This is a genomic window from Bradyrhizobium sp. HKCCYLRH1030, assembly GCF_051168395.1.
Lineage (GTDB): Bacteria > Pseudomonadota > Alphaproteobacteria > Rhizobiales > Xanthobacteraceae > Bradyrhizobium.
On record NZ_JBNPUY010000006.1, the window covers coordinates 173,625 to 194,140 of the forward strand.

At 65.9% G+C, this 20,516-nt stretch carries 17 protein-coding genes; 10 read left to right on the forward strand and 7 right to left on the reverse strand.

Annotated features, from left to right (window positions below):
• The first annotated feature begins 7 nt into the window (after positions 1–7).
• On the forward strand, positions 8–3,130 hold the full coding sequence (locus tag ACQR1E_RS19175; protein ID WP_434897435.1) for an efflux RND transporter permease subunit: 3,123 nt from the start codon (positions 8–10) through the stop codon (positions 3,128–3,130).
• On the opposite strand, the gene ACQR1E_RS19180 is transcribed toward ACQR1E_RS19175, so the two are convergent.
• Complete coding sequence (locus ACQR1E_RS19180) at positions 3,127–3,828, reverse strand: branched-chain amino acid ABC transporter ATP-binding protein (RefSeq protein ID WP_434897436.1); 702 nt, start codon at positions 3,826–3,828, stop codon at positions 3,127–3,129. The two genes, ACQR1E_RS19175 and ACQR1E_RS19180, sit on opposite strands and share 4 nt — an antisense overlap.
• Before the next feature lie 232 nt (positions 3,829–4,060).
• On the opposite strand from ACQR1E_RS19180, the gene ACQR1E_RS19185 reads away from it, so the two are divergent.
• Both ACQR1E_RS19185 and ACQR1E_RS19190 read left to right on the forward strand, forming a co-directional pair.
• Positions 4,061–5,140 carry an AI-2E family transporter gene (locus ACQR1E_RS19185; protein WP_434897437.1) on the forward strand — a complete coding sequence of 360 codons (1,080 nt, stop codon included), beginning with the start codon at positions 4,061–4,063 and terminating at the stop codon, positions 5,138–5,140.
• 299 nt (positions 5,141–5,439) lie between these two features.
• Positions 5,440–6,606, forward strand: a complete 1,167-nt coding sequence (locus ACQR1E_RS19190; protein ID WP_410052605.1) for a fatty acid desaturase — start codon at positions 5,440–5,442, stop codon at positions 6,604–6,606.
• A gap of 104 nt (positions 6,607–6,710) precedes the next feature.
• On the opposite strand, the gene ACQR1E_RS19195 is transcribed toward ACQR1E_RS19190, so the two are convergent.
• The 3 genes from ACQR1E_RS19195 to ilvD form a co-directional block, all read right to left on the reverse strand.
• Positions 6,711–7,214 (reverse strand): hypothetical protein, encoded by a 504-nt coding sequence (locus ACQR1E_RS19195; RefSeq protein ID WP_316170537.1) that lies wholly within the window; start codon positions 7,212–7,214, stop codon positions 6,711–6,713.
• Positions 7,215–7,627: 413 nt separating this feature from the next.
• A complete protein-coding gene (locus ACQR1E_RS19200; protein WP_316194575.1) occupies positions 7,628–8,593 on the reverse strand; it encodes an amidohydrolase family protein in 966 nt (321 codons plus the stop codon).
• 216 nt (positions 8,594–8,809) lie between these two features.
• The gene (gene ilvD / locus ACQR1E_RS19205) at positions 8,810–10,651 is read right to left on the reverse strand and encodes a dihydroxy-acid dehydratase (RefSeq protein WP_434897438.1); all 1,842 of its coding nucleotides are present in this window, start codon (positions 10,649–10,651) and stop codon (positions 8,810–8,812) included.
• A 319-nt stretch (positions 10,652–10,970) separates the two neighbouring features.
• Between ilvD and ACQR1E_RS19210 the strand changes: the two genes are divergently transcribed.
• Positions 10,971–11,336, forward strand: a complete 366-nt coding sequence (locus ACQR1E_RS19210; protein ID WP_316176612.1) for a copper resistance CopC family protein — start codon at positions 10,971–10,973, stop codon at positions 11,334–11,336.
• A gap of 2 nt (positions 11,337–11,338) precedes the next feature.
• The gene (locus ACQR1E_RS19215) at positions 11,339–12,997 is read left to right on the forward strand and encodes a copper resistance D family protein (protein WP_434897439.1); all 1,659 of its coding nucleotides are present in this window, start codon (positions 11,339–11,341) and stop codon (positions 12,995–12,997) included.
• 6 nt (positions 12,998–13,003) lie between these two features.
• Here the strand turns inward: ACQR1E_RS19215 and ACQR1E_RS19220 are convergent, their stop codons facing one another.
• Positions 13,004–13,510, reverse strand: coding sequence for a DUF3455 domain-containing protein (locus ACQR1E_RS19220; RefSeq protein ID WP_315826318.1), 507 nt, complete (start codon positions 13,508–13,510; stop codon positions 13,004–13,006).
• Positions 13,511–13,609: 99 nt separating this feature from the next.
• A complete protein-coding gene (locus tag ACQR1E_RS19225; RefSeq protein ID WP_315714857.1) occupies positions 13,610–14,824 on the reverse strand; it encodes an NADP-dependent isocitrate dehydrogenase in 1,215 nt (404 codons plus the stop codon).
• A gap of 299 nt (positions 14,825–15,123) precedes the next feature.
• Here ACQR1E_RS19225 and ACQR1E_RS19230 point away from each other — a divergent pair, with 299 nt between their 5' ends.
• The 4 genes from ACQR1E_RS19230 (at position 15,124) to ACQR1E_RS19245 (ending at position 18,985) form a co-directional block, all read left to right on the forward strand.
• Positions 15,124–16,323, forward strand: coding sequence for a TrmJ/YjtD family RNA methyltransferase (locus tag ACQR1E_RS19230; RefSeq protein WP_315749285.1), 1,200 nt, complete (start codon positions 15,124–15,126; stop codon positions 16,321–16,323).
• Positions 16,324–16,578: 255 nt separating this feature from the next.
• Complete coding sequence (locus ACQR1E_RS19235) at positions 16,579–17,424, forward strand: hypothetical protein (protein ID WP_315714855.1); 846 nt, start codon at positions 16,579–16,581, stop codon at positions 17,422–17,424.
• A 187-nt stretch (positions 17,425–17,611) separates the two neighbouring features.
• Positions 17,612–18,730, forward strand: coding sequence for a DUF2336 domain-containing protein (locus ACQR1E_RS19240; RefSeq protein WP_315714854.1), 1,119 nt, complete (start codon positions 17,612–17,614; stop codon positions 18,728–18,730).
• Positions 18,731–18,769: 39 nt separating this feature from the next.
• Entirely contained in the window at positions 18,770–18,985 is a 216-nt protein-coding gene (locus ACQR1E_RS19245; protein WP_315714853.1) for a hypothetical protein, read from the forward strand.
• 31 nt (positions 18,986–19,016) lie between these two features.
• On the opposite strand, the gene ACQR1E_RS19250 is transcribed toward ACQR1E_RS19245, so the two are convergent.
• Entirely contained in the window at positions 19,017–19,700 is a 684-nt protein-coding gene (locus ACQR1E_RS19250; protein ID WP_434897440.1) for a TetR/AcrR family transcriptional regulator, read from the reverse strand.
• Positions 19,701–19,957: 257 nt separating this feature from the next.
• Here ACQR1E_RS19250 and ACQR1E_RS19255 point away from each other — a divergent pair, with 257 nt between their 5' ends.
• Positions 19,958–20,500, forward strand: coding sequence for an OsmC family protein (locus ACQR1E_RS19255; protein WP_315714851.1), 543 nt, complete (start codon positions 19,958–19,960; stop codon positions 20,498–20,500).
• Positions 20,501–20,516 lie beyond the last annotated feature (16 nt).

A 20,516-nucleotide genomic window follows, 5' to 3' on the forward strand; every position in this document is an offset into this window, starting at 1 on the left:
GATCTGAATGGACCGTCTCGTCGCCATCGCCGTTCAGCGGCGCTTCCTGATGGTCGGAATGTTCGTCGCCGTCCTGATCGGGGGTCTGATCGCATTCCGCCAGCTCAACATCGAGGCCTATCCCGATCCGACCCCGCCGATGGTCGACATCGTGACGCAGAGCCCCGGCCTCTCGGCCGAGGAGATCGAGCGTTACATCACGATCCCGATCGAGACCCAGGTCGCCGGCATCAAGAACCTGCGCACCATTCGGACGATCTCGCTGTACGGCCTGTCCGACGTCAAGCTGCAGTTCTCGTTCGACTACACCTACGACGAGGCCCTGCAGCAGGTGCTGAACCGCCTGTCGCAATTGTCGCCGCTGCCCGGCAACGTCACGCCGCAAATCTCGCCCTTGAGCGCGGTCGGCGAGATCTATCGCTACCGGCTGCGTGGTCCGCCCGGCTACAGCGTGCTCGACCTCAAGACCTTGCAGGACTGGGTGCTGCAGCGGCGCTTCCGCGCCGTGCCGGGTGTCATCGACGTTACCGGCTGGGGCGGCAAGACCAAGACCTATGAGATCCAGGTTGACTTCAACAAGCTGGTCGCCAACGGCCTGACCCTGCCGCAGCTGTTGCAGGCGGTCGGCAACTCCAACATCAATGTCGGCGGCAACACGGTCGAGATCGGCACGCAGTCGGCGGTCGTGCGCGGCGTCGGCCTGATCCGCTCCATGGAGGACCTTGCCAGCACCATGGTGTCGCAGAGCGGCGGCAATCCGGTGCTGGTGAAGGACGTCGCCAATGTCACGGTGGCGGAGAAGCCACGGCTCGGTATCGCCGGCCTCAACAACAACGACGACATCGTCCAGGGCATCGTGCTGATGCGGCGCGGCGAGCAGAGCTCGCCGACCATCGCGCGGGTCGAGCAACTGGTCGACCAGATCAACAGCTCCAGCATCCTGCCGCCCGGCGTGCGGATCGAGCGCATCTACGACCGCAAGGACCTGATCGACACCACGACGCACACCGTGCTGCACAACATGGTGGTCGGCATCGGCCTGATCGTACTGCTGCAGTGGGTGTTCCTCGGCAATCTCAGAAGCGCGCTGATCGTCGGCGCCACGATTCCCTTCGCGCTGTTCTTCGCCGTCATCATCCTGGTGCTGCGCGGCGAGTCCGCCAACCTGCTGTCGGTCGGCGCGATCGATTTCGGCCTGATCGTCGATGCCACGGTGATCATGGTGGAGGCGATCTTCCGACGATTGACGCAGACCACACCGCTGTCCGAGGCCGAGGAAAGTCACATCTCGCCGGAGACGATGATGGGCATGAAGAGCCACGCGATCCTGTCGGCGGCCGCCGACGTGTCGCGCTCGATCTTCTTCGCCGCCGCGATCATCATCGCCGCCTTCCTTCCGCTGTTCACCTTGAGCGGCGTCGAGGGCAACATCTTCGGGCCGATGGCGCGCACCTATGCTTACGCGCTCGCCGGTGGCCTGCTCGCGACTTTCACGGTCACGCCGGCGCTGAGCGCCATCATCCTGCCTGCGCATGTCGAGGAGACCGAGACGCGCCTGATGCGGTTCTTGCACGCGATCTACGCCCCGGTGCTGCGCTGGGCGGTGGGCAACCGCAACCTGGTGATGACCGGCGCGATCGCCCTTGTGCTGCTGACCGCGGTGGTCGGCCGGCTGCTCGGCCTGGAATTCCTGCCGAAGCTGGAAGAGGGCAACCTCTGGATCCGCGCGACTCTGCCGCCGACGATCTCGCTGCAGGAGGGCAATGCCTACGTCAACGAGATGCGCAAGATGATCCGCGCGCGTCCCGAGGTCGAGGCCGTCGTCTCGCAGCATGGCCGTCCCGATGACGGCACCGATGCCGCCGGCTTCTTCAATGCCGAGTTCTTCGCGCCGCTGAAGCCGGTCAAGGACTGGCCCGGCACCAAGGACAAGGACCAGCTCACCGCGGAGCTCTTGAAGCAGCTCGACGACCGCTTTCCCGGCGTCGAGTTCAACTTCTCGCAATATCTGCAGGACAACGTCTCGGAAGCCGTGTCCGGCGTGAAGGGCGAGAACTCGATCAAGCTCTATGGCAATGATCTGCAGGCGCTGACCGACACCGCGAACAAGATCAAGCAGGTGCTGTCGACGGTGCAGGGCGTCACCGATCTTGCGGTGTTCACCTCGCTTGGCCAGCCGACGGTGCAGATCGACATCGATCGGGCCAAGGCTGCGCGCTACGGGCTGGCGCCCGGTGACATCAACGCCACCATCAAGGTGGCGATCGGCGGCGACACTGCGGGCGATCTCTACGAGCCCGGCTCCGACCGGCATTTCCCGATCATCGTTCGTCTGGCGCCGGAATATCGCAAGAGCGCGGAGGCGATCGAGAATTTGCGCATCGGCGCGCAGGGGCCGAACGGCATCACCCAGATTCCGCTGAGCGAGGTCGCGACCATCAAGCTGGTCTCGGGCGCAGCCTATATCTATCGCGAGCAGCAGGAGCGCTATCTGCCGATCAAGTTCTCGGTGCGCGAGCGCGACCTCGGCAGCGCGATCCAGGAGGCGCAGCAGAAGGTCGCCGAGCAGGTGCAGCTGCCGCCGGGCTCGCGCGTCGAGTGGGTCGGCGAGTTCGGCAATCTCCAGGACGCGATCAAACGGCTGTCGATCGTGGTGCCGATCAGCCTCGCGCTGATCGGCGTGCTCCTGTGGTTCAATTTCGGCTCGATGGCCGACACCTTGCTCGCCATGAGCGTGATCCCGATGGCGATCTTCGGTGGCGTGGTCGGCCTCGTTTTGACCGGCATTCCGTTCAGCGTGTCCGCGGCGATCGGCTTCATCGCGCTGTTCGGCATCGCCGTGATGGACGGCATCATCATCCTTTCGCAGTTCAACCAGCTGATCGACGAGGGCGTCGACCGCATCGAGGCGGTCATCCGCACCGGCGAATTGCAGCTTCGTCCGGTGCTGATGACCTGCGTCGTCGCCGGCATCGGGCTGATGCCGGCCGCGGTGTCGACCGGCATCGGCTCGCAGGTGCAGAAGCCGCTCGCGATCGTCGTGGTCACCGGCATGATGCTGGCGCCGGTGGTCATCCTCATCACGCTGCCGGTCCTGATCTCGCTGTTCTCGCGGCGACGGGTCCGCTAGATGCGCATGTGCTCGTCGATGCGCGCGGCGGAGTCACGATCGACCGCGGCGGCATCGACGATCTCGCCGCGCTTGAACACGAGGTATCTGTCGCTGATCGAGAGCGCGAATGGCAGATGCTGCTCGACCACGATCATGGAGGTGCCGATCTCGCGCCGGACGCGCACCAGCACCTCGGACAGCCGGTCGACGACGGACGGCTGCAGACCTTCCGTGACCTCGTTGAGCAGCAGCACGTCGGGCTTCGCCATCAGCGCGCGCGCCACGATCAGCATCTTCTGCTCGCCGCCGGACAGCGTGCCGGCCCGCTGGCTCGGCCGCTTGGTCAGCACCGGAAACCAGCCGCCGGCCTGCTCGAAACGCGCGGTCATGTCATCGTCCGTGAGCACGCCAAGCCTGAGATTGTCGCGGACCGACAGGTCCTGGAACAGCGCATGTTCCTGGGGAACATAGACCAGCCCCATCTTCCGCTTCAGATGCGGCGGTATTCGCGTTACGTCCTTGCCTGCAAGTTTCACTCGGCCGCGCCAGGCCGGCAGGAAGCCGACGATGGCCTTGAGCAGCGAGGTCTTGCCCATGCCGTTCTTGCCGACGATGGCGAGGGTTTCGGCTTTGCCGAGCGTAAAACCGACGTTGCTGATCACCTCCGACGAGCCGTCGCCGCTTGCCAGCTCGTCGACGTCCAGAACGCTGCTCATTTGCTGATTTTCAGAAGCAGTTTATTTTTCGCGCAGGCTCTTGAAATCGGCGTTGTTGCTGGAACGGCAGACAAATTCGGCATTCTGGAGCATGTTTTCGCCAGCAACATCGCGTCGTGGCAGGGGCCAAAGCCGAATTCGAACGTTGACCATCTCGCGACCAGGCGGCAAACCGTCCGCCGTGGAGGAAGGAACGGTCCAACTCACGGTCCCGGTCCGATAGGAAAGCCAGATGCGTAGCCTCGAAGACCGAGCCCTGCTTCTCTTGCTCGTCGCGATATCGCTGATGTTCGGGTGGATCCTGCTGCCGTTCTACGGCGCGGTTCTGTGGGGCGTCATCGGCGTCATCGTCTTCGTTCCGCTGCACCGCTGGCTGTCGCGATCGATGCACGGCCGACACGGCCTGGCGGCGGCCGTCGTGGTGTTGATCTTCGTCGTGATCGTCATCCTTCCGCTGTCACTGATCGGGGCGTCGCTGGCGCAGGAGGCCTCCGGAGTCTACAAACAGATGCAGTCCGGTCAGCTCGACATCGGACAGTACTTTCGGAAGATGCTGGCCGCGCTTCCGACATGGGTGGTCGATCTGCTCAACCGCTTCGGGCTCGGCAGCCTCGCCGGAATGAAGGACAAGCTGTCAGCTGGCCTGCTGAAGGGCAGCGAGGTCATTGCGAGCCAGGCGCTCACGATCGGTCAGGGGACATTCGAGGTCTTCGTCAATCTGTTCATCATGGTCTATCTGCTGTTCTTCCTGCTGCGTGACGAAGAGACGCTATCGGAGCGCATCAAGAGCGCCATTCCCCTGCGCCCGGAGCAACGCGATGCGCTGCTGCGCAAATTCACGGTGGTCATCCGCGCGACGGTGAAGGGCAGTCTGCTCGTCGCTCTGGCGCAAGGCGCGCTGGGCGGCCTGATGTTCTGGTTCCTCGGCATCAACGCGCCCCTGCTGTGGGCGGTCGTGATGGCCTTCCTGTCCCTGCTTCCGGCAGTGGGAGCGGGCCTCGTCTGGTTTCCGGTCGCGCTCTATCTCCTGGCCACCGGATCGATTTGGCAGGGCGTGGTCCTGATCGCCTATGGCGCCCTCGTCATCGGCCTCGTCGACAATGTCCTGCGTCCGATCCTGGTCGGACAGGACACCAAGATGCCCGACTATGTGGTGCTGATTTCGACATTGGGCGGGATCGAGGCATTCGGCCTCAACGGGTTCGTCATCGGGCCCGTGATCGCGGCAATGTTCATCGCAATCTGGGACATTTTCTCCACCTCGCGTCACGAGGGCGCCGTGGCGCAGGATGCCTCGCGCGGGACGGGGTGAAGGGAACGCGGTGCACAATCGAAGCGGCATTTCATCGGGCGGATTAACGGATCGTAACCCGTCCTCTCCTAGCAATGAGGCGTTCGACGGGTTAAGTTTCATTGATCCGCCGCACGCGCTCTTTACCCGTCTCCTGACGGGCGTCCGCATCCCAGACTTTCTCGTCCAGAGCGGTTCATCGCCGGGCGCACGATGAACCATTTGGCTTCGACGGCGGTTAAACCGACGAAAGCTCGTGATTTCGAACTCCTGCAGCCCGTTCGGCGCTGCGCAGGGGTCCATTTGGCCGCGGTCGCGCCATGCGCGATCGCCAAGAACACAAGGTGGAGACGACATTGCAGTTCGATCAGCCAGTCGCGATGGCGACTGTGCCGCCCAAGGACCGCGCCACGCTGCGCGCCGGCGACGACGAGGGCCGCGCGGCGGCCGACGCCCGCTACTGGATGCAGATTCTCAGCAGCTATCGCACGCCAAACCGCGTCCGCAGCGTCACCGAGCTGGTGATCACGGCGGTGCCGCTGGTGGCGCTGTGGGCGGCAGCCTGGTTCGCATTCTCGCTCGGCCATGCCTGGGCGTCGTTGCTCATCGCGATTCCTGCTGGCGCCTTCCTGGTGCGCCTGTTCATGATCCAGCACGATTGCGGCCACGGCACCTTCTTCGCCGGGCGTCAGGCGAACGACTGGGTCGGCCGCGTCCTCGGCGTGCTGACCCTGACACCTTACGACTGGTGGCGGCGCACCCACGCGATCCACCACGCCAGCAGCGGCAACCTCGACCGGCGCGGCATCGGCGACATCGATACGTTGACGGTGCGGGAATATCAGGCGCGATCGACCTGGGGCCGTCTGCGCTACCGGCTGTACCGCCACCCGCTGGTCATGTTCGTCGCCGGACCCGCCTACCTGTTCTTCCTGCAGCACCGCCTGCCGTTCGGCCTCATGCGCGCCGGCTGGTCGCCCTGGGTCAGCACGATGGCGACCAATTTCGGCATCGCCCTGATCGTCGCCGGGCTGGTGTGGCTGATCGGCATCCAGGCGTTCCTGGTCGTGCATCTCCCGATCATGCTGCTCGCCGCCATGGCCGGGGTGTGGCTGTTCTATGTCCAGCATCAGTTCGAGCACACCGTCTGGGAGCGGAGCGAGCGCTGGACGCAGCAGCAGGCCGCGCTCTACGGCAGCTCACATTACGACCTGCCGGCATGGCTGCACTGGCTCACCGCCAATATCGGCATCCACCACGTCCACCATCTCTCGAGCCGGATTCCCTATTACCGGCTGCCGGTGGTGCTGCGCGATCATCCCGAGCTGCGCGAGATCGGCCGCATCACGCTGCCCGAGAGCCTGCGCTGCGTCCGGCTGGTGCTGTGGGACGAGTCGCAGCGCCGGCTGGTGTCGTTCCGCGAAGCCGGAGCGGCAGCATTGGAGCTTCGGACAACGACACCGAAGCTCGCTGGGCCACAACGATAGTACGTAGATTAGGCAGAGGCGCGCGAACAACCTGCCACATACAAGTTCTGAGCCGGCGGATTGAGCCGTCAGATGGAAACCCAGGCGCGACAACCGCGCGCGTCTCAGGCCGCGCCGCTTTGTTTGGCCGGTGCCTGTCGTTGGGCCGCCGACCAGGATGCGTGGAACCAGCCGCCGAGGCCCCAGGGGTGAGTCCGTTCCAACCAGATGAACGGTCCCATCGGCGTTTCAAACTTGCCGGGCTGGGGCCCGACCACACCCCGACCATGCAGCAGCTCGCCCTGCCAGCCTTCGTTCTTGGAGCCTTCCGCGCCGACATGAAGCCGGTAGGCCCAGGGTTCGGTGTCCATGATGACGTTGCCCTGCGCCGTCTTCATCCAGGCAATGGTGTCGGCGTGGATCGCACCAAAGGGATGGAAAGGACGGTCCTCGGGGACGCCGACGAACACGCCGACGCCGGTCTTGACCGTCGCGCCGGCGGCGATCGTCACGGGCTCGCCTTTCTGATCGTACAGCACGCCGTGCCAGTTCTGCGATTTCGTGCCCGGCGCAGTGACGATGATCTGGTAGGCGAGGCGCGGCTCGTCGAGGAGCGGCTTTTGTGACATGATCGTCTCCCATCCATGCGGGCCGGGCGTGACCGCCGGGACACGTGCGGCCCTATGCTGACGCAGTATCGGCACGGCGCTAGATCGGGCGTTGATCTGAATCAGCCATCACGAGTGGAATGCAATTTCAGATTGAGTAAGGGCTGGTGCGGAGTGTCGCGGACGCGCCGTGCCCACCGCCCGTCGGTCGTAGTAATCGACCTCATAGTAGGACGGCGGGCACGCATCTCCCTTCACTCTGTCGAGCGAAGGCAGATGCCTTGTCCGTCCTGCGGGCTAAAGGCTCAATCCCTCACCACGCGCACGGCGCCCTTCGCGGCGCCTGAGGCGAACGCGGCGTAGGCCTTCAGGGCGGCGTAGCGTCGTGCGGCGGGTTACGCTGCGCTAACCCGCCCTACGGACTAACAACGCCATCAAAACCCGTACAGCTTCGCCGGATTATCGACCAGGATCTTCTTGCGGACCGCGGCGTCCGGCGCCCAGACCGGGAGCTGGTTCATCAGGCGGCCGTCGTCGATCGGATAGAAGGGCCTGATATCCGTGACCTTCAGTTCGGGATGCGGCGACGAATCCGGGTGGGGCCAGTCGGTGCCCCAGACGATGCGGTCCGGGTTGGCTTCGATCAGGGCCTTCGCGAACGGGATCACATCGGTGTAGTCGGGACCGCGGGTCGAGGCGCGGTAGGCGCCGGAGATCTTCACATAGGCCTTGCCGCTGCGGACGAGCTCGACCAGATCGGCAAAGCCCGGCTGCCCGAGGCCGAGATCGGCCTGCGCGCCGCCGAAATGGTCGAACACGGCCGGCACGGGCGATTGCATCACGAGGTCCTTGATGGCCGCGATCATCGCCGTGTTGGTGTAGAGCTGGACGTGCCAGCCCCGCGCCTTCATCCGCTCGAGCGCGGCCTGGAAGCGGGCGCGGCCGACATTGGGGTCATTGATGCCACCGGTCGCGAGATTGAGGCGGATGCCGCGGAAGCCCTCGGCATGCATGGCATCCAATTGCGCCTCGGTGGTCTTGTCGTCGATGACGGCGACGCCGCGCGCGTCATTGCCGCGCGCCTTCATCCCGTACAGCGTCGCGGAGTTGTCGGTGCCGTAGACGCTTGGCGTCACGATCACCACGCGCTGGATGTGCAGGGCCTTGTGCAGCGCCGCCATCTCCTCGGGCAGGGCCGGCTCCGGCGTGTAGACGCGGTTCGCTGCAAACGGGAATTGTTTCGGATCACCGTGGATATGGGTGTGGCAGTCGCAGGCTTGCGCCGGCACGTCGAAATCGACCGGGGTCGAAGGTTGCGCCGGCTTGGCGCGGGCGGCTGTCGTGGTCATCGTCACTCCGGCGGCAAGCGAGGCGAGCAGCAGGCTGCGGCGGTTCAGCATGGCGATCCTTCCCAGGGCCTGGCGCGTGCATTGTGGCTGACGCGCTCATTGTCGATGAAGGGAGCCTGAACCCGCTGTCGTCAGTGGGCAACAACGAAGTGCGGCATGGCTGTTCGCAGGACGAGAGCGAGACGAGGAAGTCTATGGTGAGGCCGCGGCCGCCGGCCGCAGCAACCGGTCGGAAAGGACCGGTGCTGCCGACCGAACAGATCGGTCTTACTCCTTGACGATCCGCACCGCGCCCTTGGCGGCGCTCGACGCGAACGCGGCGTAGGCCTTCAGCGCGGTCGAGACCTTGCGGGCGCGCGTCTTCGGCTTCCAGGCTTGATCGCCCTTCGCCTCCATCGCGGCGCGGCGGTTGGCGAGCTCCTCGTCGGACACTGCGAGATGAATGGTGCGGCTGGGAATGTCGATCTCGATGCGGTCGCCGTCCTGCACCAGGCCGATCAGGCCGCCCTCGGCGGCTTCCGGCGAGACGTGGCCGATCGACAGCCCCGAGGTGCCGCCGGAGAAGCGGCCGTCGGTGATCAGTGCACAGGCCTTGCCGAGGCCCTTCGACTTCAGATAGCTGGTCGGATACAGCATCTCCTGCATGCCCGGGCCGCCGCGCGGGCCCTCATAGATGATGACGACGACGTCGCCGGCCTTGATCTTGTTGGTCAGGATCGCTTCGACCGCGGCGTCCTGGCTCTCCATCACGCGCGCAGGACCCGAGAACTTCAGGATCGAGGCATCGACGCCCGCGGTCTTCACGATGCAGCCGTCGCGCGCGATGTTGCCGGTCAGCACCGCGAGGCCGCCATCCTTGGAATAGGCATGCGCGAGGTCGCGGATGCAGCCCTTCTCGCGATCGAGATCGAGCTCCTGATAGCGGCGGTCCTGGCTGAACGCCACCTGCGTCGGCACACCGCCGGGGGCGGCCATGTAGAAGTCCTTCACGCTCTCGCTCGACGTTTGGCGGACGTCCCAGCGCTCCAGCGCTGCTGCCAGCGAGGCCGAATGCACGCTCGGCAATTCGGTGTGCAGCAGGCCGGCGCGGGCGAGCTCGCCGAGGATGCCCATCACGCCGCCGGCGCGATGCACGTCCTCCATGTGCACGTCGGCCACGGCCGGCGCGACCTTGCACAGGCAGGGGACCTTGCGCGAGAGGCGATCGATGTCGGTCATGGTGAACGGGATCTCGCCCTCATGGGCGGCGGCGAGCAGATGCAGCACGGTGTTGGTCGAGCCGCCCATCGCGATGTCCATGCTCATCGCGTTCTCGAACGCCTTGAAGTTGGCGATGTTGCGGGGGAGCACGGACGCATCGTCCTGCTCGTAATAGCGGCGGGCGAGGTCGACGACGAGATGACCGGCCTCGACGAACAGGCCGCGGCGGTCGGCATGGGTCGCCAGCACCGAGCCGTTGCCGGGCAGCGACAGGCCGAGCGCCTCGGTCAGGCAGTTCATCGAATTCGCCGTGAACATGCCCGAGCAGGAGCCGCAGGTCGGGCAGGCCGAGCGCTCCATCACCTCGACATCGGCATCCGACACCTTGTCGTCGGCGGCCACGATCATCGCGTCGATCAGGTCGACCTTGCGCAGCTTGCCTTCGATGTTGACCTTGCCGGCCTCCATCGGGCCGCCGGAGACGAATACCGCGGGGATGTTGAGGCGCATCGCGGCCATCAGCATGCCGGGCGTGATCTTGTCGCAGTTGGAGATGCAGACCATGGCGTCGGCGCAGTGCGCGTTGACCATGTATTCGACGCTGTCGGCGATCAGCTCGCGCGACGGCAGGCTGTAGAGCATGCCGTCATGGCCCATCGCGATGCCGTCGTCGACGGCGATCGTGTCGAACTCCTTGGCGACGCCGCCGGCCTTCTCGATCTCGCGGGCGACCAGCTGGCCGAGGTCCTTGAGGTGGACATGGCCGGGCACGAACTGGGTGAAGGAGTTGACGACGGCGATGATCGGCTTGCCGAAATCCTCGTTGGTCATGCCGGTGGCGCGCCACAGGCCGCGGGCGCCGGCCATGTTGCGGCCATGGGTGGAGGTGCGGGAGCGATAGGCGGGCATGACGGTTTCCTTAGGCGTTCCTCGGGATCAGGCAATGTTGGTCCGGGGGCGGAAGGGTCCCGACAACCGACGGACGGCAATGATGCGGCGAGGCATACAGCGAAGTGCTTGATGATTCGACCCTAAATTTCGCTGTTCCGGGATGCCCTGTGGGCAGGGCCGGGGCCTCGTGCCGCTGCCGGAGGTGCCGGCCGGCCCCGGTCACGCGTTTGTGGCTACGTGGGGAACAGGAAGGTCGCTTAGATTAGAACGGTCGAGTTTTGTTCGCCCCGATCCAGCCCGAACGTTCCTGCCGCAGCCTCCGCCGCCCGCGCGTCCCATGCCGTCCGTCATCCGCTTCCGCCACCTGCCGACCCTTGCCGCGCTGCTTCTGGGCGTTCCCGGCGCCGCCTCGGCCCATGCCATCATCGTCTCGTCGCAGCCCGCGGCGGGTGGCACCATCGAGACGCAGGCGACAATGATCCGGCTGCGCTTCAACAGCCGCATCGATCACGCCCGCTCGCGGCTGAAGCTGCGCGCGCCCGACGGTGCCGAGCAGGCGCTTACTCCGGCAGTCGATGCGCCGGCCGACGAGATCGACGCCGAGGCCAAGGCGCTCAGCCCTGGCGCCTGGCACCTGCAATGGCAGGTGCTCAGCGTCGATGGCCACATCACCCGCGGCGACATTCCTTTCAACGTGCGCTAGCCGTGTCGCTGTTGCTCGACATCTTCGGCTATCTCTCGGTGGTGCTGCGCGGCCTGACCCTGCTGGCACAGTCGTTCACCATCGGCGGCTTGGCATTTCTGCTGTTGCTGCTGCGCCCGCTACAGCAAAGGCTGTCCGCTGACGCGATCGTGGTCGGGAAGCGCGGCCAGCGCTTCCTGCGCCGAAGCGCATTCGGCTGGTTCGCGGTCGAGCTGGCTTCGCTCGCAGTCAACATGGGCGCGCTGATCGGGACGCTCGATCTGTCGCTCGGCGCGGCGGCGAGCGCGGATTTCGCGCGCTCCGGCCTGGCTGTTGCCGCGTGCGCGCTCGGCATCGCCGTGCTCGCCCGGACCGGCAGCTGGGCCGCCTGGCGCGTCCTGACGCTGACCGTGCTGGCCGTCTCAGCGCTGCTGCTGCAGCTCAACCTGACGCACGCGGCGAGCCGGCTCGAGGTGCGCTGGCCGCTGCTCGCCGCCGACTTCCTTCACATGCTCGGCGCCGGCGTCTGGATCGGCGGCCTGCCGTATTTCCTGATGGCGCTGAACGGCTGCAAGGCGGATGACGATCTGCGCAGAATCGGACGGCGCTACTCGTTGATGTCGATGGTCTCGGTGGCAGCCATCGTGATCGGCGGCACCGTGATGGCGATCGCCTATCTCGGCTCGTTCGCGGCGATCTACGGTACGGCCTATGGTGTGATGACCTCGGCCAAGGTCGCGATGCTGCTGATGCTGCTCGCGCTCGGGGCGGGCAATTTCCTGGCCGTGGAGCGCCTGCGTCGCCGTGATCCCGCAGCGCCGCTGCTGCGGATGAAGCGCTTCGTCGAGGTCGAACTCGGCATCGGGTTGACGGTGCTCCTGACGGCGGGCTCGCTGACCTCGCTGCCGCCGGGCATCGACCTCAGTCAGGACCGCCTGAACTGGGCCGAGATCGTCGAGCGCGCCGCGCCGCAACGGCCGCGGCTGACCAGCCCCTCGGTCGACCAGCTCACGATCTCGCAGTTGCAGGCGAGGATCGACGCCGCCGACGCGCTGCGGGTGACGGCGCCGCAAGCCTACGTGCCGGGCGAGGGCGTGATCCTGCCGCGCAGCGCCGCCGATATCGCCTGGTCGGAATACAACCACCATTGGGCCGGCATCTTCGTCGTGCTGATCGGCCTGCTGGCGCTGATCGAACGCTTCGCGTGGGGCGGCTTCGCGCGGCACTGGCCGTTGCTGTTCCTGGTGATGGCGGCGTTCCTGTTTCTCCGCGCCGACGAGATGGCCTGGCCGCTCGGCCCGATCGGCTTCTTCGCGTCGCTGCGCGATCCCGAAGTGGCGCAGCACCGGCTGTTCGTGGTGCTGATCGTCCTGTTCGGCCTGTTCGAATGGCGGGTGCGGCTGCGCGGGCAACAGGCGGGGCGGGCGGCGCTGGTGTTTCCGCTGACGGTCGCCGCCGGCGGCGCGCTGCTGCTGACCCATTCGCACGCCATCGCCAACATCAAGGATCAGCTCCTGATCGAGATGAGCCACACGCCGCTGGCGCTGTGCGGCATCATCGCCGGCTGGGCGCGCTGGCTCGAGCTGCGCCTGGACGGCCGCATCAGCCGCGCCGCCGCCTGGGTCTGGCCGGTGGCCTTCGTGCTGGTCGGGCTGATCCTGCTGGATTATCGCGAGGCGTGAGCAGCCTTACTGCTTCTGCAGGAACACGTAGTCCGCGGAATAGGCCACGCTGCGGAGTTGCCCGGCGGTCTCGCAGGCGCCCTCCAGCTTGCCGCCCGACGTGTTGATCCGCTGCACGGTGGTGACGTCCGACAGCACGCCCTTGCTGCCGCGGTGGGAGACGACGGCGAGCTTCAGCCAGGGGATGTCGTTGTCGGTGGCCCCGATGGCGGTGCCCTGGACGCGGCCGCCGACGATCGAGCCGTCCTGGTGCTCCCAGCTCGGGCCGGCGTAGTGCCGACCGACAGTCTTGCCGTCCTCGAACAGACTGGCGATCGGTTCGCGAAAGGTCCAGGCGAGCTTGCCGTCCTTGTCGGTCTTGCAGTCGTAGACCTGCGCGCCTTCGGCATGCAGCGTCAGCACGGCCTTTTCGCCGGCGGCGATCAGCGCGTCGGGAATCGTGGTCTCTGCAGCGTAGGAGGAGCCGATCTGGGCCCCGAGCAACAGCAGGGCGAGCGATGAGGTCAAGCGCATGATCAGGTTCCTCGACAGCAGGAGTGAAACAGAAACGGGCCACGCTTGTAGCGCGGCCCGTTGATAGGTGACGAAACCAGAAGGCGAAAGTGGGGAAACTTACGCCGCCATCGCCTTGGTCAGGTTCTCGGCGATCTTGTCGAGGAAGCCGGTGGTCGAGAGCCAGCGCTGATCGGCGCCGACCAGGAGCGCGAGGTCCTTGGTCATGTAGCCGGACTCGACGGTGTCGACGCAGACCTTCTCCAGGGTGGCGGCGAACTTCGCCAGTTCGGCATTGTTGTCGAGCTTGGCGCGGTGCGACAGGCCGCGGGTCCAGGCGAAGATCGAGGCGATCGAGTTGGTCGAGGTCTCCTTGCCCTTCTGGTGCTCGCGGAAATGGCGGGTCACCGTGCCGTGGGCCGCCTCGGCCTCGACGGTCTGGCCGTCCGGGGTCATCAGCACCGAGGTCATCAGGCCGAGCGAGCCGTAGCCCTGCGCCACGGTGTCGGACTGCACGTCGCCGTCATAGTTCTTGCAGGCCCAGACATAGCCGCCCGACCACTTCAGCGCCGCGGCGACCATGTCGTCGATCAGGCGGTGCTCATAGGTGATCTTCTTGGCCTCGAACTTGTCCTTGAACTCCTTCTCGTACACCTCCTGGAAGATGTCCTTGAAGCGGCCGTCATAGACCTTCAGGATGGTGTTCTTGGTCGACAGGTAGACCGAGTAGTTCTTGGCGAGGCCCATGTTGAGCGAGGCGCGGGCGAAGTCGTAGATCGACTCGTCGAGGTTGTACATCTCCATCGCGACGCCGGCGCCGGGTGCCTTGAAGACCTCCTTCTCGATCACGGTGCCGTCGTCGCCGACGAACTTCATCGTCAGGACGCCCTTGCCGGGGAACTTGAAGTCGGTGGCACGGTACTGGTCGCCATAGGCGTGGCGGCCGATGATGATCGGCTTGGTCCAGCCGGGAACGAGGCGCGGCACGTTCTTGCAGATGATCGGCTCGCGGAACACGACGCCGCCGAGGATGTTGCGGATGGTGCCGTTCGGCGACTTCCACATCTCCTTGAGGCCGAACTCCTTCACCCGGGCCTCGTCCGGGGTGATGGTGGCGCACTTCACGCCGACGCCGACCTTCTTGATGGCGTTGGCCGCATCGATCGTGATCTGGTCGTTGGTCTTGTCGCGGCTTTCCATCCCCAGGTCGAAATACATCAGGTCGATATCAAGGAAGGGGTTGATCAGCTTGTCCTTGATGTACTGCCAGATGATCCGGGTCATCTCGTCGCCGTCGAGCTCGACGACCGGGTTGGTCACCTTGATTTTTGCCATGATCGATGGGGCCTTCTTGGGAACAGCGCGCCAGGAATGGAAAGCGCTTGTGAAATCAAGCGCGTCATAGCACTGCTGCACCGCGGGCGGAAGCGCACCCGGTATGCGTCCGGTGCTGATTTTCGCAGCCCGCTCATGCGGTGGGCAACGGCAGGCCGCGGGCCGGCCTGCCGTTTCGCGCAAACTGCAAAATTCAGGCGTAAGCCGATTATTTTGCTTGAGAATTCTCATCGGCCGGGCCAACGAGCGGGCAGGGCGCGATCGGCGCTTCAACCGGATCTGGAAGTCGAGGATTGAGCGTGTCGGGCACCGACAAGACGAAGGCGGGCGTGGAGATCGCAGGGCCGGTGGTGATCCTGGTCGAGCCGCAGCTCGGCGAGAACATCGGCATGGCCGCGCGCGCCATGGGCAATTTTGCGTTGTCGGAGCTGCGACTGGTCAACCCGCGCGACGGCTGGCCGAACATCGCCGCCCAGCGGGCGGCGGCCGGGGCCGACCACATCATCGATCATGTCCGGCTGTTCGACACCCTGCCGGAGGCGATCGCCGACCTCGACCTGGTGTTCGCGACCACCGCCCGAGCCCACGACCAGGCCAAGCCGGTGATGGGACCAGAGGCGGCCGCCCGCGAGATGCAGGGCCAGATCGCCGGCGGCGGCCGGGCCGGCATCCTGTTCGGCCGCGAGCGGGCGGGGCTCACCAACGAGGAGGTCGCCCGCGCCAACCGCATCATCACCTACCCGGTCAACCCCGGCTTTGCCTCGCTGAACCTCGCCCAGGCGGTGCTGCTGATGGGCTATGAATGGTTCAAGCTGGTGACATCGGGCGCGCTGCCCTTCGCCATGCCCGAACGCTCGGAGCGCGCCAGCCAGGGACAGATGGAGGCGTTCTTCGAGAACCTGGTGCGCGAGCTCGACCGGGTCGAATTCCTGCGGCCCGCCGAGAAGCGCGAGACCATGCTGGTCAACCTGCGCAACATCTTCTTCCGCATGGAGCCGTCGCGGCAGGACATCCACACCCTGCACGGCGTGGTCATGGCGATCGCCGAGGGGCGCAAGGGGCCGGCCAAGGGCGGCGTGCTCGACAGCGAGCAGGCGACGCGCCTGCGGGCGCTGATCGCCGAGCAGGGCACGGTGGCCAACCTGCCGGATTCGCGCGGCTCGCTGCGCGGGCTGGCGCGGCTGCTCCGCCGCAACCCGACCGACGCCGAGCGCGCGCTGTGGCACGCGCTGTCGCGCGACCGCCGCTTCGCCGGCCAGTTCAAGCGCCAGACCCCGGTCGGCCGCCACATCCCCGACTTCGTCTCCTTCATCCACCGCCTCGCGATCGAGCTGGTCGGCCCCGACGAGAGCGAAGGCGTCGTCGCTGATCGCAGCGCAAGGCGGGCGTGGCTGGAAAGCCGCGACTATCGCGTCACCGAGGTGAAGGCGGCGGATGTCGAGGCGAATCTGGAGGCCGAGCTGGTGCGGCTGCAGGCGGTGATCGCCGCAGCCAAGTAGTCGCCGACGGTCGCATCGCGAGCCGCGTGGCGGCTATCAATGGCTTCGCGCGTCCGTTCATCACGCGCAAGCGTCGATTGAGTTGCCGCGTGGCATGCGCGGCCCTCGCAACTCATCCGCGCCCGGCAGGCCCCGAGTCTGCGATCTCGTTTACACCGGCTGAACGATGATTTGTGAACGCAATTCCAGATTGTGGTTCTCCCAATCGGTTCTGGTTAGATCGCAGCACCAAGAGCAAGACCTAAGGGGGCATTCATGGCTACGCGACGATGGCGCTCGATTCTGTGTTGTGCGTTGATCATCGGCTCGATCTTCGGCTTGTCGGCAAGCGCCGAACCGGCGGCACCGAAGCGGTGCACGACGGCGGCCGATCTCGGTGCCGACGAGCGCATCGCCGGCTGCACTGTCGTGATCGAGCGCGGCAAGCCGGCGACGCCGCAGGTGATCGAAGCCCGTTTCGCACGCGCCGGCGCCTACTTCCACAAGGGAGACGTCGAGCATGCGATCGACGACTACAAGATCGTCATCGAGCAGTCCTCGGCTGGTCTTCTTGCCGCATTCGATCGCGCCGCTCCTGATCTGCGCGAGAGCGAGCCGCAGCCGGGGTCGGGTTTCGGGCGGGCGTTCGGTCGCAACGGCTACCGCGCGCAGGCCTATCGCGCGCTGGGGATCGCAAGCTTCCAGGCCGGTCTCCTGGAGGAGGCGCAGGACGATTTCAGATGGCTCAGCGAGATCGATCCCCACAATGCGGAGGCGGCCTTGTGGCTGGATCTGGCGCGCCGCCGTGCCGGGCTGGGGAGCGAGCTCGCCGACCACGCGAAGCGGCTCGACATGGGCAAATGGCCGGCCCCGATCGTCCGTCTCTTCCTCGGGCAGGAGACGACGGAGGCTGTGCTTGCGGCGGCCGACCGCGGTGCTCCCGTCACGCGCCGGGCACGGCGCTGCGAGGCGAGCTTCTTCGCCGGCGAGCTGATGCTCGACCAGAGTCGTGAGCGCGACGCCATGCAACTGATCGACCGGGCTCTCGCCGAGTGTCCGTTGACATCGCGCGAACGCTCGGTCGCCGAGGCGGAGGCGCGCGCGCTCCGCATCATGCCGTAAAAGTCATGCGGAGAGGCACGGCAATCCCGCAGCGAGCTGTTCTCCGGCCGCATGCTTAACGCGCGCGTGCGCATTTGAGTGAAAATGCCCGGTCAAATCCGCACGCGGCGGGTTACGGAACGCTCGGGTTCGAACGGTATGGTCTGCGCATTGCCCTTTCATCGTTGCAACTGTGCGGCCTTTCATCATGAACGAAACCAGATCCGTGTTGCGGGACCTCGAGGATGCGATTGCGCGGGGGACCGCGGACAGCCGCGAGCGCGCGCTGTGGCATGCGACCGACCTGCTGATCGCGGGGCGCTACTGCGAGGAGGAGATCGCCACCTTCGGCGAGGTGATCGGCCGGCTCGCCGACGAGATCGAGATCGAAGCGCGCGCCAAGCTCGCGGATCGCCTCGCCAGGATCGAATATTCGCCGGCCAGCGTCATCCGCAAGCTCGCCTTCGACGACGAGATCTGGGTCGCCGGCCCGGTGTTGCGCGAATCCGAGCGGCTCGATGACGCCACGCTGGTCGAGAACGCCAGCACCAAGAGCCAGGACCATCTGCTCGCGATCGCCGAACGAAAGACGTTGAGCCCCGCCGTGACCGACGTGCTGGCGACGCGCGGCGACCGTGCCGTCGCCACGGCGGTGGCGCGCAATCAGGGCGCCCAGTTCTCCGGCGCCGGATTCCTGCACATGGTCAAGCGGGCCGAGAACGACTCGATTCTCGCCGAGCATCTCGGCCGCCGGCTCGACATCCCCCGCCATCTGTTCCAGCAACTGATCGCCAAGGCCTCGGACGATGTCGGCAAGCGGCTGGCAGGGGAGCGGCCGGAGCTGCTTGGCGAGATCAACAGCTCGGTCGCCAACATCGCCGGCGACCTGCAGTCGAAGTTCGGACCCGGCTCGCGCAACTACTTCGTCGCCAAGCGGACCGTGACGATCCAGCACCGCCTCGGCAATCTGCACGAGAGCACCATCGCCGGCTATGCGACCGCGCACAAGGTCGAGGAGGTGACGATCGGCCTCGCGCTGCTGTCGGGATTGCCGGTCGACGTCGTCGAGCGCGCCTTGTTCGACCGCAACCGCGAGATGCTGCTGATGCTCGCCAAGGCGCTTGGCTTTACCTGGGATACGATGATGGCGCTCGCGTTCCTCGGCGCCCGCGACCACCGCATCACGGCCGGCGAGTTGCAGGAGCTGGAGCGTGACTATGCCAAGCTCCAGTCGCTGACATCGCGCAGCGTGCTCGAATTCTATCAGTCCCGCAAGAATCCAGGCAAAGGCGGCAAAGCATCCGCGCCGCGCGCCGTAGCCTATTGAACCTGCAGCGACGGATGGAGGTGATCGCGGATGAAGGGTATGGGACTTCCTCTTCGCAGAGAGCAACGGCTCGGCCATCGCGAGGCGCCTGCGGACCGCGCGGCGGTCGATGCGGCTTGGCACGTGCTCGAAGCGGCCAACGAGCTCGGCGATGAGGCTGCAGTGGCCGCCTGCCGCCGCGTCATCGATGCGAGCCTCAACGGCGCGGGCGCAGATCAGGCGGACCTGAAGCTGGTGACGGAGTATTTCCGCTAGTTCTGTCGCTCGGTTCGCGGGGCAGGGCGGCTCAGACCGCAGCGAGCTGCGGGCCCGCCGCCTTGCTGTTGCGCTGGCCCGCCTTCAGCTTCGCCGGCTCGATCAGCGCCTTCGCCGCCAGCCCGGCGGTGTCCGCGACCTCGGGATTGCGCGACACCATCGCCGCCACGATCGCGCCGTCGATCAGCAGTGCAAGCTGATGCGAGAAGCTCTCCGGCTCGGCAGCGCCCATCTCACGGGCGAGCTTCTCGATATGCGCCAGCACCACTTTCTTGTGGCGCATTGCGATGGTGCGAAACTGCTTCTGGTCCTTGTCGTGCTCGCCGACCGCATTGATGAAGGGGCAGCCGTAGAAGCGCTCCTCGCCGAACCAGCTCTTCAGCGCCGGAAAGATGCGTGCCAGCTTGGTCTCGGCGTCACCGCCGCCGCTTTCCATCTCCGCGATGAACCATTCGCGCCACTGCTTGCCTTCGCTTTCCAGCACGGCGGTGACCAGCGCGGTCTTCGATCCGAACAGCTTGTAGAGTGTGGTCTTCGCGGTGCCGGCCTCGCTGATGATCGCATCGATCCCGGTGGCATTGATGCCGTTCTTGCAGAATAGCCGCGTGGCGGCGCCGAGCAGGCGGCCGCGCGCGGATTCGTCATCGCCGGCCGAGATCGTCCTCGCGACCGCCTGCTTCTTGCCGGTTTGTTTGCCCGCAACTGACTTTGCCATGCGTGCAAGCTTAATCGCTGTGCGCGTGAGTCAGCAAGACTGCTGATGTGCTCGAGGCAGCATTGCGCTCAATTTGATCTCCGAAGGCGGCATTCTGCACTGCGCTTGGGCAGCGGAGGTGACGCAACGGCTCGCCACTTGCCGCAATGATCGCGTAAGCCGCGAGGATCACTTCGGCTTTTGATTTTCGGCCTCTCTGGCACGCTTCGTGCAGGATACAGACCGTTCGGTATCCTCATCCCAGGGAGAGAAATGAGATGACCGCTGTGGTTCAGAAGACGGCGCTGACGGGCTGCCTCGCACCCATCGACAAGAACGGGCTTGAACAGCTCATCGTCAACGGCAAGGCCAACCCCAAGGTCATCAAGACCCTGAAGTGCAAGACCGTCGCCGAGGGCAAGTTCCGCCACGCCAACTACATCCGCAACCTCGCGCCCTACATCGTCGACGAGCCGCCGGGGCTGCTCGGTGACGACACTGCGCCAAATCCGTCGGAAGCCTCGCTCGCCGCGCTCGGCTCCTGCCTGGCCGTCGGCCTGCATGCCAATGCGGTGCATCGCGGCTGGACCGTCAACAAGCTCGAGCTGGAGCTCGAGGGTGATCTCAACATCACCGCAGTCTGGGGCACCGGCGACGTCAGCGAGAAGCCGGTCGGCTTCACCGATGTCCGCGTCAAGGTCGACATGGAGTGCGAGGGCATTCCGCAGGAGGAGGTCAAGGCGCTGATCGACCACGTCAAGAAGTGGTCGCCGGTCGCCAACACCTTCACGCGTCCGGTCAATCTCGAGGTCGGGATCTGAGGCGGCCCTCGAGGTC

Bases quoted from the DNA above. Each gene is read 5' to 3' on its own strand.
- ACQR1E_RS19190 (WP_410052605.1), top strand. From the start codon at position 5,440: ATGCGCGATCGCCAAGAACACAAGGTGGAGACGACATTGCAGTTCGAT.
- ACQR1E_RS19240 (WP_315714854.1), top strand. From the start codon at position 17,612: ATGAACGAAACCAGATCCGTGTTGCGGGACCTCGAGGATGCGATTGCG.
- ACQR1E_RS19225 (WP_315714857.1), bottom strand. From the start codon at position 14,824: ATGGCAAAAATCAAGGTGACCAACCCGGTCGTCGAGCTCGACGGCGAC.
- ACQR1E_RS19235 (WP_315714855.1), top strand. From the start codon at position 16,579: ATGGCTACGCGACGATGGCGCTCGATTCTGTGTTGTGCGTTGATCATC.
- ACQR1E_RS19175 (WP_434897435.1), top strand. From the start codon at position 8: ATGGACCGTCTCGTCGCCATCGCCGTTCAGCGGCGCTTCCTGATGGTC.
- ACQR1E_RS19200 (WP_316194575.1), bottom strand. From the start codon at position 8,593: ATGCTGAACCGCCGCAGCCTGCTGCTCGCCTCGCTTGCCGCCGGAGTG.
- ACQR1E_RS19255 (WP_315714851.1), top strand. From the start codon at position 19,958: ATGACCGCTGTGGTTCAGAAGACGGCGCTGACGGGCTGCCTCGCACCC.
- ACQR1E_RS19220 (WP_315826318.1), bottom strand. From the start codon at position 13,510: ATGCGCTTGACCTCATCGCTCGCCCTGCTGTTGCTCGGGGCCCAGATC.
- ACQR1E_RS19250 (WP_434897440.1), bottom strand. From the start codon at position 19,700: ATGGCAAAGTCAGTTGCGGGCAAACAAACCGGCAAGAAGCAGGCGGTC.
- ACQR1E_RS19185 (WP_434897437.1), top strand. From the start codon at position 4,061: ATGCGTAGCCTCGAAGACCGAGCCCTGCTTCTCTTGCTCGTCGCGATA.
- ilvD (WP_434897438.1), bottom strand. From the start codon at position 10,651: ATGCCCGCCTATCGCTCCCGCACCTCCACCCATGGCCGCAACATGGCC.
- ACQR1E_RS19195 (WP_316170537.1), bottom strand. From the start codon at position 7,214: ATGTCACAAAAGCCGCTCCTCGACGAGCCGCGCCTCGCCTACCAGATC.
- ACQR1E_RS19245 (WP_315714853.1), top strand. From the start codon at position 18,770: ATGGGACTTCCTCTTCGCAGAGAGCAACGGCTCGGCCATCGCGAGGCG.
- ACQR1E_RS19180 (WP_434897436.1), bottom strand. From the start codon at position 3,828: ATGAGCAGCGTTCTGGACGTCGACGAGCTGGCAAGCGGCGACGGCTCG.
- ACQR1E_RS19210 (WP_316176612.1), top strand. From the start codon at position 10,971: ATGCCGTCCGTCATCCGCTTCCGCCACCTGCCGACCCTTGCCGCGCTG.